This is a genomic window from Marinobacter sp. bablab_jr008 (assembly GCF_016464145.1).
Taxonomy (GTDB): domain Bacteria; phylum Pseudomonadota; class Gammaproteobacteria; order Pseudomonadales; family Oleiphilaceae; genus Marinobacter; species Marinobacter nauticus.
Genome location: NZ_JACDWW010000037.1, coordinates 237,406 through 249,920 on the forward strand (window position 1 = coordinate 237,406; position 12,515 = coordinate 249,920).

The window sequence follows — 12,515 nt, forward strand, 5'->3', positions numbered from 1 at the left end:
TATCAGGATATTATTTTGGCAAAGATTCAGGCAATCCGGGGGATGAACGATATTCTCCCGGACCAGACACCGGTCTGGCAGTACGTTGAATCCACCGTTCGACGGGTTCTCGGGCAGTACGGCTATCAGGAAATCCGTATGCCAGTGGTCGAACATACCGAGTTGTTCAAACGATCGATCGGTGAAGTCACTGACATCGTCGAGAAAGAGATGTATACCTTTGAAGACCGCAACGGCGATAGCCTTACACTGCGGCCCGAAGGTACGGCCGGGTGCGTGCGTGCAGCGGAAGAGCATGGGCTGCTCTTTAATCAGACCCGGCGGCTTTGGTACACCGGTCCGATGTTCCGGCATGAGCGGCCACAGAAAGGCCGTTACCGCCAGTTTCATCAGATTGGTGTGGAATGCTTTGGTATGGCCGGCCCTGACATTGATGCTGAGCTGTTGATCCTGACGGCGCGCCTGTGGAGCGCCCTGGGGTTGTCCGACCATGCCAGACTCGAGATCAACTCCATCGGTACCAGCGACTCCCGGAAAGTCTACCGTCAGGCCCTGGTTGCCTATCTGGAGCAATATCAGGATAAGCTCGACGATGACAGCAAACGCCGGTTAACCACGAATCCTTTGCGAATACTGGACAGCAAGGATCCGGCCACGCGGGAGATTTTGCAGGGCGCACCGAGCCTGGACGACTATCTGGATGATGAATCGCGCCAGCATTTTGAACAACTGAAAGCGATGCTGGATGCGGCGGGCGTTGCCTACACGGTAAACCCGGCCCTGGTGCGCGGACTGGACTATTACGGCAAAACCGTGTTCGAGTGGATTACCGACAGCCTGGGTGCCCAGGGCACGATCTGTGCCGGTGGCCGTTACGATGGTCTGGTGGAGCAACTTGGAGGCAAACCCACCGTAGCGGTGGGCTTCGCCATGGGGCTGGAGCGACTGATTCTGTTACTGGAAACCCTGGAACTGGTCCCCGAACATGTGAACAATCAAGCCGATGTTTACGTTACAGCCATGGGGGACCAGGCGGTAGCACCGGCGATGGCGTTGGCAGAAACGCTACGAAATGAATTGCCGGGCCGGATTGTCGTCTCACACTGCGGTGGCGGCAGCTTCAAGAGTCAGATGAAAAAGGCAGACCGCAGTGGCGCACGCTTTGCGGTGATTCTGGGTGAAAACGAAGTCGCTCAGGCCACGGCGGGGCTTAAGCCGTTACGTGACGATCAGCCCCAGCAGGAAATCGCTCAGGCAGACCTGGCAGCTGTGCTTGCCGGTTTGTTGTAAGCAGAGTCTATATAAACAGGCAGTTTTAACGAATAACAGGAGTTTTCATGGCGGAGTTGCGCACCGAAGAAGAACAGGTCCAGGCAATCAAGGACTGGTGGAAAAATAACGGAAGCTCGCTGCTCATCGGTATTGGTGCGGCTCTGGCCATCGTCTTTGGATGGCAGGCCTGGCAGAACCATCAGGCGCAACAACGCGCCGAAGCCGCTAACCAGTTTGCCAACCTGCTGAACGCGTTCTCCTCTGCAGATGATGAGTCGGCCGACACTGTAGGTTTTGTGGCGGAGACACTGCGAGATGAACACGGCGACAGCGCCTATGCCATCTATGGCAATCTGGTTCTGGCACGGCAGCAGATGGTTGAAGGTGAGGATCCCGCGGCCGCTGTTGAATCACTGAACTGGGCGCTGGAGAAATCAGCGGGTCATCCGGCTCTGGAGCTGGTGATTCGTAACCGTCTTGCCCGAGCCCAGTTTGCCGCTGGCGAACACGATGCCGCGCTTGCCACTCTGGACAATGCTGCAGACGCTGATGCCTTTGCGGCCATCTTCTCCGAGCTGAAAGGCGATGTTCTGTTGGCCAAGGGCGACCGGGACGGTGCGCGTGAGGCGTACCTGGCGGCACGTGAGCAGAGCCAGCAGGGTCGTAGCGGTGTTCTTGAACTGAAGCTGTCAGACCTCGGTGTCGGGGAGGACGCTTGATGTTCGTTGGGCGCGCGCTCAAGGTCGGGCTTGGCTCGGTTTTTTGTGGTCTGTTGGTCGGAATCGCCGGGTGCAGTAGTACAGACACTTTTGAGCAACCCGCTCCGGTACCTGAAATCACCGAAACCGTTGAGCTGGATACGGTATGGAGCATGTCTGTTGGTGATGGTCATGACGATCAGCTGCTTCAGATCGCGCCTCTTTACGCCGGCGACGTGATTTACGCGGCTTCTGCTGACGGGATTGTTGCGACGGTCAGGCCGGCGGATGGTGAGGTTATCTGGCAGAAAGACTACGATGAACAGTTTTTTGCCGGACCGGGCGCTGATGCCTGGCACCTTTACCTGGTCACCCGGGATGCGGAACTGGTGGCCGTGTCGTCGGAGGACGGTACCGAGGCCTGGCGGGTACCTCTGCCCACTGAGGTTCTGGCTGCGCCTCAATCCAACGGTAACCTCGTGGTGGTGCAAACCACCGATGGTCGTGTGATTGCCCACGACGCAGCGACCGGAGAACGCCGCTGGCAATACGAGGCTCAAGTTCCGGTACTGACCGTGCGCACCGCGGCTGCACCGTTGGTGGGCGGCGACATTGTGATCTCCTCGTTTGCCAACGGTCGTGTCATTGCACTCACCGCCTCGGACGGGCAGCCAGTGTGGCAGTATGAGGTCGGTCAGCCCCAGGGTCGTACCGAACTGGAACGCCTGGTGGATATCGGCGGCCAGCCGCTGGTTCTGGATTCGGCCATTATGGTCGTCGGTTATCAGGGTAAGCTGGCACTGGTGGATATTCGTTCCGGGCAGGAAATCTGGAGCCGCCGGGCATCAAGCTTCTACTCGCCTGCGATTGGTAACGGCAATATCTTTCTGTCCTCCGCCAATGGCGATATCGTAGCGCTCCGTGGCAGCGACCGGCGAGAGCTTTGGGTTCAGGATAGCCTGTCCTGGCGCCAGCTGACCCGGCCGGCTGTCTCCGGTGATTACCTCGTGGTAGGCGACTTTGAAGGCTACCTGCACGTGCTGTCGACCTCCGATGGCAGTCTGCAGGGCCAGCGTGAGTTTGATAGTGACGGTATCCGCGTACCAGTTCAGGTGATCGAAGATGGTAACCTGCTGGTTTATGGAAATGGCGGAAAGATGGCCCTCCTGAGAATTGAACAGGACGACTGAGTACGCCCCGACAAGTTTATGCCCGGCCCAGGCTTTAGCCTGTGTGCCGGGTTTCTGGTTTCTTGAATAGCAGATCAATATGACCCCAGTTATCGCCCTTGTAGGCCGCCCCAACGTTGGTAAGTCAACGTTGTTTAACCAGATGACCCGCTCAAGGGATGCTCTCGTAGCGGACTTCCCCGGGCTGACCCGGGACCGAAAATACGGTGAGGGCAACTACGAAGGCCAGAAGTTCATCGTTATCGATACGGGCGGCCTTACCGGTGACGAAGCCGGTATTGACGCCGAAATGGCTCGCCAGTCAATGCAGGCGGTAGAAGAAGCGGACATTGTCCTGTTTCTTGTGGACGGTCGGGCAGGACTGACCGCGGGCGATGAAATGATCGCGGATTATCTGCGCAAATCGGGCAAACAGGCTCATCTGGTGGTTAACAAGACCGATGGCCAGGATCCGGACGTGGCGGCAGCGGACTTCTACAGTCTGGGGTTTGAATCCACGTTTCTGATTGCGGCGGCCCATAACCGAGGCATCCTGTCTTTGCTGGAAGCGCTGCTGCCGGAACCGGAAAATCCGGAAGACCAGGATAGGGCGGATCGTTACCCGGGTATCCGGATTGGTGTGGTAGGGCGGCCGAATGTGGGCAAGTCTACGCTGGTTAACCGCATGCTCGGTGAAGATCGGGTGGTGGTGTACGACATGCCAGGAACTACCCGTGACAGCGTTTACATTCCCTATGAGCGCCAGGGGCATGAGTATACCTTGATCGACACTGCCGGGGTTCGTCGCCGAAAGAATGTTCGCGAGGCGGTGGAGAAGTTCTCAATTATCAAGACACTGCAGGCGATTGATGACGCCCATGTCGTGATTCTGGTGATCGATGCCCGGGAGGGGCTGGTGGACCAGGATCTGCACCTGATCGGGTTTGTACTGGATGCGGGCCGCTCACTGGTGATCGCCATCAACAAATGGGACGGCATGGATCCGGAAGACCGTGACCGGGTAAAAGAGCAGGTGGCCAGGCGCCTGGATTTCCTGGATTACGCGGACAAGTATTATATCTCGGCACTGCACGGCACGGGCGTGGGAACCATGTATGAGTCGGTCCAGGCCTGCTATGAATCCGCGATGTCAAAGTGGCCAACCAACCGGTTGACTGCAATCCTCCAGGATGCCGTTGCTCAACACCAGCCGCCGATGGTTCATGGTCGCCGCATCAAGCTGCGATACGCTCACCAGGGTGGCTCCAATCCGCCGGTTGTGGTGGTGCATGGTAATCAGGTGGATTCACTGCCCGGTGCTTACAAGCGTTACCTCGAAAACACCTTCAGAAAAGTGCTGAAAGTCGTGGGCGCGCCGATACGGTTTGAATTCAAGTCTGGAGAAAACCCCTTCGCAACCAAGGTCGACCGTCTGACGCCTCGGCAAAAGGTCAAGAAAGACAACGACCTGAAGAAAGGCCGTCGGATCAAGAAGACCCGGCAGAAGAGCGTTAAACGCTGATCTCCCGGGGCTAGTCCCTGCCAGGAGCCCTGATCAGGCGGCTCCTGCATCCGCGACCTGTTTTGCCTGTACGGCCGTCAGGGCAATGGTGAAGACAATATCTTCCACCAGGGCCCCGCGGGACAGGTCGTTTACCGGTTTTCGCAAGCCCTGGAGCATGGGCCCCACGCTGACGACATTGGCACTGCGCTGCACCGCCTTGTAGGTGGTGTTGCCCGTGTTCAGGTCCGGGAACACAAACACGGTAGCCTTGCCAGCCACCTTGCTGCCCGGGGCTTTGGATTTTGCCACGCTCTCAATCGCCGCAGCATCGTATTGCAGCGGTCCGTCAATGAGCAGATCCGGGCGCCGTTCCCGGGCAATGCGGGTGGCTTCGCGAACTTTGTCGACATCCTCACCGCTGCCGGACTCACCGGTACTGTAGCTGATCATCGCGACCACAGGTTCAATACCAAAGGCTTCAGCAGATTCGGCACTCTGTATGGCAATATCGGCCAGTTCCTCGGCATTCGGGTCTGGGTTGATGGCGCAGTCGCCATATACCAGCACCTGTTGCGGTAACAACATGAAGAATACCGATGACACCACCTTGGCGTTGTCGTGGGTCTTGATCAGCTGGAGGGCAGGGCGCACGGTGTTGGCCGTGGTATGAATAGCGCCGGAGACCAGTCCGTCGGCTTCGTCCATGGCCACCATCATGGTACCCAGAACGACGTTATCCTCCAGCATGGCTTCGGCCATATCCGGTGTCAGGCCCTTGTGTTTCCTCAGCTCCACCATGGGCGCCACATAACGCTCGCGCACCGATTGCGGGTCTATGATTTCCAGGTCATTTGGCAGTTCCACGCCCTGGGAGGCGGCGACTGAGCGAATCTCGTGTGGATCACCGATCAGCGCGCAATGAGCCAGGTTACGTTGATGGCAGATAATGGCTGCCTGAATGGTTCTGGGTTCACTGCCTTCTGGCAAGACGATCCGCTTGGCTGCAGCCCGGGCTCTTTCCGATAGCTGATAACGGAATGCCGGAGGCGAGAGCCGACGTTGGCGCTGAACTTTCAGATGCTCCTGCAGCCACTGGGTATTGATTCGCCGGGCCACGGATTCCATGGCTTCTTCAATACGCTCCGGGTCGTCAATGGGAATGGCTGAAGACAGATTTGCCAACATGTGGGCGCTCTCGTAGGTATTGGTTTCCGAGCTCAGCACTGGCAAGCCGGTGTCCAGTGCCCGTCGACACAACTCTATAACCCGTTCGTCCGGCATCAGGCCGCCTGTCAGCATCAGTCCGGCAAGCGGGACACCATTGAGAGCGGCAACGGCCGTGGCCACTACGATATCCTCGCGATCACCAGGGGTGACCATCAGGGTGCCTGGCTTGAGGGTGTCGGTCATGTTGCGGATGGATCTGGCGCACACTGATACCCGCTGCACCCGCCGTGAGTGCATTTGCCCTTCGTGCAGTACCGGAACACCAAGCTCTCGCGCTACATCAGAGACCCGGGGTGCCAGCAGTTGGGGTTGCCAGGGAATCTGTGCCAGCAACTGAAAGCGGCCGTTGGCGAACACTTTGCAGGAGGCGTGATAATCCGTTTCGGTGGCTTCACTTGCCGGCGGATGATCCAGTGCCATACCGGACTTCTGTGGTTCTCCCACCTTGTTAAGAATGACAGCAATCACGTCCGGATCCGACGGTGCCGCAAACAGGCGCGAGGAGAAATCCAGGTCGTCATCGAGCTCGCTGGCAGTACAGCTCTTCGGTGTGCTCACCAGGATCACGTCGGAACCGAGATTGCGGGCGACTTCCACGTTCAGCCGGGCGATATAGGCTTCGGTTCTGTCCGGTACCAATCCTTCAATGATGACCACATCCGCTTCATTGGCGACTTTCTGGTATTCACCGACGACGTTCTCCATCAGCAGGTCTGCTTTGCCGTGGTTCAACAGCTGCTGGGCTTGTTTCAGGGGAATCGGGTCGGGTGGTTCGAGGTGGCTGCGGGCACGCACAAAGGCCACCGAAGAATCCTTGCCGTCGTTATGAAGCGCTTCGCCTCTGTGTACGGACTGACTGAATGGTTTGTAAAAGCCGACGCTCACTCCTTCCCGTTCCAGGGCGCGCAGAAGACCTAGGCATACGGATGTCAGGCCGGAGTCAAGAGAGGTTGGGGCTATGAAGAGACTTTTTGCCATGATTGTTCCAGGTTTCATTCTTCGGAGTGTTCGGTGCCGGCAGCGGCCAGGCGGGAGGCTTCTCGGGCAATCACCAGTTCTTCATTTGTGGGAATGACCAGCGCCGGATAACGCGAGTCCGGGGAACTGATGCGGCCATCACTCCAGCGGCCGTGATGCTCGTTGAGGTCCGGATCCAGCTCAATCCCAAGCAGGTGCAGATGTCGGGTTGTGTCCTGGCGAATGCGGGCACTGTTTTCACCGATGCCGCCAGTGAAGACCAGAGCGTCCAGTTTTGTCAGGGACGCGGTCATCGCTCCAATATACCGCGCCAGGCGGAAGCAGAATACGTCAATTGCCAACTGTGAGGGTTCGTGGCCATGGTCAGCCAGCTCGCACAAGGTTCGCATGTCGTTGGTCTGGCCTGAGAGTCCCTGTAATCCGCTTTCTTTATTTAGCATCTCGTGGACGTCACCGGCACTCATACCCCGACTTGCGAGGTAGTCAAACAGCCCGGGATCGACGTCCCCGCTGCGGGTGCCCATCACGAGTCCCTCAAGCGGAGTCAGACCCATGCTGGTATCGACGCTGAGCCCATTCTGGATCGCTGTGATGCTACAACCGTTACCCAGATGGGCAGAGATAATTGAGGTGGTGGCTGGTGTCTTGTCCAGCAGACGAGCGGCCTCGTGTGCCATGAAATAATGACTGGTGCCGTGGAAGCCGTAACGACGCACTCCCCAGTCGCTGTAGCACCGTTCCGGTAGTGCGTATCGGTAAGCGCGCTCGGGCAGGGTCTGATGGTAAGCGGTATCGAACACCGCGACCTGTGGAACGTTCGGGAACAGCGCCTGCATGGCGCGAATGCCCGCAAGGTTTACCGGGTTATGCAGGGGGGCCAGCGCAGCGCAGGCTTCAATGGCGGATACCGTTTGACCATCAATCAACGAAGCTTCACGGAAGGTTTCGCCCCCATGGACCACTCGATGGCCAACAGCCATGGGTTCGCCCGTCATCAGAGCCCGGTCTTTAAATGCGTTGACGAGCGCCGCCAGCGCCTGGCTGTGGCTGGCACCGGAAGGTAAGTGAACCGGTGTTTCATCGCCATTGATGCGTGCAAAGGCATCGGATTGATTAAGTCTTTCCGCCAGGGCGGAGGTGATTTTCTGGTGGTCGTGATCAAACAGGGCGAGTTTCAGTGATGAACTGCCGCAGTTCACGACCAGGATTGAGTCGTCCATGGTTGTGCCGTATTGATTACTTTAGATTGGCCCGCTCATTGGTTTCGAGCCAGTGAATGAAGTCCTGCTCGGGCAGGGGGCGACTATAGAAGTAACCCTGGGAGTAGTCGCAATGCTCTGCTTTCAGGAAGTGAGTCTGGTCTTCTTCCTCAACCCCTTCGGCAACCACTTTCAGGCCGAGGCTGTGGGCCATGTTGATGATCGCGCGGACAAGGGAAGCATCTTCGTTCTCTTTCAGGACATCCTGAACAAATGACTTGTCGATTTTCAGGGTATCGAACGGATAGCTTTTCAGATAGCTGAGTGCCGAATAACCAGTTCCGAAATCGTCGACCGACAAGCGGATTCCAACTTTGTCGAGTTGTTTGAGGATATCAGCGGTTTCGATGGAATTGTCCAGAATCAGCCGTTCCGTGATTTCCAGTTCCAGCAGTTCCGGCCGTAAATTGCTGTCGTTCAGCGCGCGCATGATGGCGTCGGTAAACCCGGGGTCCCGGAACTGGCGTGGTGATACATTGACGGCAATGCTGATCTCGCGCCCGGTCATCGCCTGCCAGCAGTACGCGGCTTGACAGGCTTCCTTGACGACCCATTCGCCGATCGGAATGATCAGGCCGGTTTCCTCGGCCAGCGGAATAAAGCGATCTGGCATCACCATGCCCATGGCCGGATTGTTCCAGCGAAGCAGGGCTTCTGCCGCCACCAGGCCACCACTGGCGGTGTCGACAATGGGTTGGAAATAGAGCTCGAATTCACCCAGCTCCAGGGCCTTGCGCATGTGAGATTCCATTTGCAGACGCTCGTGAGAAACCTCGCTCATCTCCGGAGTAAAACGGGCATAGGCGCTCTTGCCTTTGTGTTTCGCCTCGTACATGGCCGCATCGGCGTGCTGGAGCAGGGTGCCGCTGTTATCCGAGTCGTCCGGGAAGGTGGCGATGCCAATACTGGTTGTAACAAACACTTCCTGGCCGCTGAGCATGAACGGCGGTGCGAAGGTTTTCAGAATACGTTCGGCAACCTGGGAAGAGGCGTCCGGCCCGTTCAGCCCCGGCAGCACCACAAGGAACTCATCACCACCCAGCCGCGCAACGGTACTGGTGCCGCGCAGGCAGCTGGAGATCCGGCGTGCGGCTTCAATCAGCAGGGTGTCACCGGCGTCGTGGCCGAGGGTATCGTTGATGTGCTTGAAGTTGTCCAGATCCAGGAACATTACCCCAACCTTGGACTCATCACGCCTTGCCTGGGCCAGCGCCAGTTTCAGGCGGTCCAGCGCAAGCATGCGGTTGGGAAGCCCGGTCAGGATGTCGTAATTCGCTTGCCGCAATAGCTGTTGCTCGTAACGTTTGCGGATGCTGATGTCTTCCCCGAGTATCAGGTAACCGGTGCTTTCACCGTTATTGTCCTTGATAGGGGTGACCACAAGCTGTTCCCAGTAGCGCTCGCCATTTTTCCGTGTGCTGTTGACTTCGCCTTGCCAAACGCCCACGCGCTGTACCTGAAGCCTGATGGATTTCCATAGCTGTCTGGCTTCGTGGGAATCCACGCCAGGGTCAATAAGTGACGAGGGGTGCTTGCCGATGATCTCAGACGGGCTGTTCCCCGTCAGTTGGCTGAACTTCCGGTTCGCATATTCAATGCGCCATTGCCGGTCACAGATCAGAACCGAAGACGGGCTCTGGTCGATGGCTTTGGAGAATTTCCGGATTTCGGCTTCATCCCGTTCCCGCCTTGTGACGTCATCGATAAGGCGTTCGCGCATCTGGTTGATGGCTTCGGTCACCATGCCCAGTTCATCACGCTGGTAAGCGGGAGTATCTGGCCTATCCAGCTCCAGCGGGCGTGAAAGATTTCGCAATGACAGATCCCGGGTGTAGTCGGCCATGTCAGCCAGGTGGCGGGTGACCAGGTGGCGGAAGATCCATAGAATCAGAATGGAAACAAAGAAAACGATCAGGAACTGGGTGCCAAGAATGAACCCCACCCGGCGCCGCAGTTCATCGTACACTCGCTGCAGGCTGGCGGTAATGGTGAGCTCGCCCAGCTGAAATTCCGCATCGTCACGGTAGATCAGCTCAAAACTGTGGGTGAGGGTATCGGCTTCTCTTGGGAGCTCTCCCATGACCAGCTCGGAGTCCGGTTCGATCCGGAGCCGAAGGTGTTCGATATCGGGCAGACTAAGGATACCGTCCATTTGGGTTTGCAGGTGCTTTTGATCCAGCGCCCACAGGCTCTGGGCAAGACTGGAACGATAACCGGATTCGATAACCTGCATCCGCTGTTCAATCTTGGACAGATCCTCCCGGTAGTCTGAGTAGATCTGGATGCCGGATGCGAGCAGTGTAAAAGCAGAGCTGAACAGAAGGATCCATGCCACCAGCCGGAAAGATAAAGGAGAGGCTGCACGAAAACGTTTCAAACGCGTCGCAATGTCTGGCATGTCTTTGATTTTTCGACCATCCAAGGAAGTATCGGACATAGCAATTACAGAAGCGATCCCTGACTTTGTTACCTGTATTCCCTTGCCTACGACTATAGCAGCAGTTTATGGCAAATGCGCTGCAAACTCAGGATAAATCGGGAGAAATGGGGCAGGGCGTCTCACTTTGGCAATTATTGCAATGACGAAATGAGCTTGATGCAGATCAATACGGGGCAGGCGGTGGCGGCGTAACCTGAGCTTAATCAAGTTTTACAGGTACAGGAGACATAGCCATGTATATGGACGCAGTTGTAATCGCCGGAATCGCCACAGTATTGCTGATGATTGGCTTCTTCGTCGGAGTCGGCATCTTCGTCATGAAGGATCAGAAGAGTCATGCTGCTAAAGGCGGAAAGCACCACCAGGGTGGTCATGGCAGCTGACGAACAGACAGCTTTGAAATTGGCGTCCCCTAGGGGGTTCGAACCCCTGTTGCCGCCGTGAAAGGGCGGAGTCCTAGGCCACTAGACGAAGGGGACGCAACGTTTTCAAAAGCTTGCCTCGTCGAGGTGGCGCGTATATTAAGTAAGGTGCCTGGGGCTGTCAACGCTTTTTCTTAAAAAATTATGTTCCCACACTTTCCCTCAACGCGGCTTCCAGTTCCGCAAGCCTGAATTCAAACCCCTCACGTTTGAGCCGATCCGGTATCGCCTTCTGACCGGTCAGTAACAGCCCGGCCATTTCCCCCAGTATCAGTTTCAGTGCGGGCGCTGGAGCCGGTATAACGGCGGGGCGGTGTAGAACCTGTGCAAGCGTTCTGGTGAATTCCGCATTGGTGACCGGGTTCGGGCTGACCATATTGTAGGGGCCGCTTGCCGTTGGCGTATTCAGCATCCAGAGCAGGCCGGAAACCACGTCGTCCCTGTGAACCCAGGGCATGTATTGCCGTCCGGAGCCCAGTTTTCCGCCAAGTCCGACCTTGAAGGGCAGGATCATGCGTTGCAGAAAACCGCCGTTACGGCCGGCCACCACGCCGGTACGGGACAGGCAAACGCGTACGCCATCAGTTTCAAGCTTCAGCGCCTCCTGTTCCCAGTCCCGGCACAGTTGGTGTGTGAACTCATCATGGGGTTCTGTGTCTTCGGTAACCAGGTGATCCCCCTGGTTACCATAAAAGCCAACGGCAGAGCCGGATACCAGAACCTCCGGCATGTTGCTCCAGGTTCTGACCACTCCGACCAGGGTGCGGGTAAGATCAATGCGGCTGGCACGCAGCTGTTCCTTGCGGGCATGGCTCCACCGTTTGTCGGCAATGCCTTCCCCGGCCAGGTTGATAACTGCATCGAAGCCTGGGTGTGCGCGCAATTTTTCCAGATCATCCGTGACTTCTACCCGGCCGCAGATGGAGCGCACGGAATCCGGCTTCTGACGGCTGAGAACCGTTAGCCCATAACCGCGTTCAATCAACTCCCGGCACAGTATGTGGCCGATAAACCCTGTGGCGCCGGTAACCAATATACGTTTGTCCATGGGTTCCCTCCTGCGATCGGAATCCGTCGTTGGTTCTTTGTCAGTGTTCAGAGTGCTCCAGTTCCTCCTTAACCACATCACGGATGGCCAGTCCAAGCCTCGGATTTTTCCCGATTGGTTCAGCCAGGCGGATAGTAACGCCGTGTTCCGCCTCCAGCCTTTCGATCATGGCTGGAACATCTTTTCGCAAGTGGCGGCCCGCAGCGAGAAATAACGGGACGACCGTGAATTGCTCCACGCCTTGCCCTTTGGCCCGGTTCACAATGGTATCCAGTGAGGGTTCTGCCAGTTCCATGTAGGCAATGGCTGCATTCTCGATTGACTCTACGGTCGGTTCGGCCAGTTTCTCGAAGGTCTCGCACCAGCGCGCGTCGCTGCTGCCATGGGCCAGTAAAATAATCTGGTGTGGTTGGGTCATAACATCTCCGATCTGGTCGTTTGTGTCGATACGACCGTAAACTTGACGACAGTGGGTCGTTTAAAGTGATCCTGACAATC

10 protein-coding genes and 1 tRNA gene are annotated in these 12,515 nt (G+C 57.1%); 5 read left to right on the forward strand and 6 right to left on the reverse strand.

Annotated features, from left to right (window positions below; all coding sequences use genetic code 11):
- Positions 1-12: 12 nt before the first annotated feature.
- From hisS to der, 4 genes are all read left to right on the forward strand, one after another.
- On the forward strand, positions 13-1,290 hold the full coding sequence (hisS, locus tag JIF53_RS03215) for a histidine--tRNA ligase (protein ID WP_197536004.1): 1,278 nt from the start codon (positions 13-15) through the stop codon (positions 1,288-1,290).
- Positions 1,291-1,337: 47 nt separating this feature from the next.
- Complete coding sequence (locus tag JIF53_RS03220) at positions 1,338-1,991, forward strand: YfgM family protein (protein WP_011784638.1); 654 nt, start codon at positions 1,338-1,340, stop codon at positions 1,989-1,991.
- Entirely contained in the window at positions 1,991-3,160 is a 1,170-nt protein-coding gene (gene bamB / locus JIF53_RS03225) for an outer membrane protein assembly factor BamB (RefSeq protein WP_011784639.1), read from the forward strand. The genes JIF53_RS03220 and bamB overlap by 1 nt, the downstream gene beginning before the upstream one ends.
- 79 nt (positions 3,161-3,239) lie before the next feature.
- On the forward strand, positions 3,240-4,661 hold the full coding sequence (gene der / locus JIF53_RS03230) for a ribosome biogenesis GTPase Der (protein ID WP_011784640.1): 1,422 nt from the start codon (positions 3,240-3,242) through the stop codon (positions 4,659-4,661).
- Between the two features lie 33 nt (positions 4,662-4,694).
- Here der and pta read toward each other — a convergent pair whose 3' ends face one another.
- The 3 genes from pta to JIF53_RS03245 are packed head-to-tail and all read right to left on the reverse strand — an operon-like array spanning position 4,695 to position 10,544.
- Positions 4,695-6,848, reverse strand: coding sequence for a phosphate acetyltransferase (gene pta, locus JIF53_RS03235; protein WP_199451815.1), 2,154 nt, complete (start codon positions 6,846-6,848; stop codon positions 4,695-4,697).
- A 14-nt stretch (positions 6,849-6,862) separates the two neighbouring features.
- Complete coding sequence (locus JIF53_RS03240) at positions 6,863-8,068, reverse strand: acetate/propionate family kinase (RefSeq protein WP_199451816.1); 1,206 nt, start codon at positions 8,066-8,068, stop codon at positions 6,863-6,865.
- A gap of 16 nt (positions 8,069-8,084) precedes the next feature.
- Entirely contained in the window at positions 8,085-10,544 is a 2,460-nt protein-coding gene (locus tag JIF53_RS03245) for an EAL domain-containing protein (protein WP_416234178.1), read from the reverse strand.
- Positions 10,545-10,786: 242 nt separating this feature from the next.
- Between JIF53_RS03245 and ccoM the strand changes: the two genes are divergently transcribed.
- On the forward strand, positions 10,787-10,930 hold the full coding sequence (gene ccoM, locus JIF53_RS19755; protein WP_170155407.1) for a cytochrome c oxidase subunit CcoM: 144 nt from the start codon (positions 10,787-10,789) through the stop codon (positions 10,928-10,930).
- Between the two features lie 20 nt (positions 10,931-10,950).
- Here the strand turns inward: ccoM and JIF53_RS03255 are convergent.
- The 3 genes from JIF53_RS03255 to JIF53_RS03265 form a co-directional block, all read right to left on the reverse strand.
- Positions 10,951-11,026, reverse strand: a tRNA-Glu gene (locus JIF53_RS03255).
- An 85-nt stretch (positions 11,027-11,111) separates the two neighbouring features.
- Complete coding sequence (locus JIF53_RS03260) at positions 11,112-12,017, reverse strand: TIGR01777 family oxidoreductase (RefSeq protein WP_199451817.1); 906 nt, start codon at positions 12,015-12,017, stop codon at positions 11,112-11,114.
- A 40-nt stretch (positions 12,018-12,057) separates the two neighbouring features.
- Positions 12,058-12,435, reverse strand: coding sequence for a sirohydrochlorin chelatase (locus JIF53_RS03265; RefSeq protein WP_199451818.1), 378 nt, complete (start codon positions 12,433-12,435; stop codon positions 12,058-12,060).
- Between the last annotated feature and the right edge of the window lie 80 nt (positions 12,436-12,515).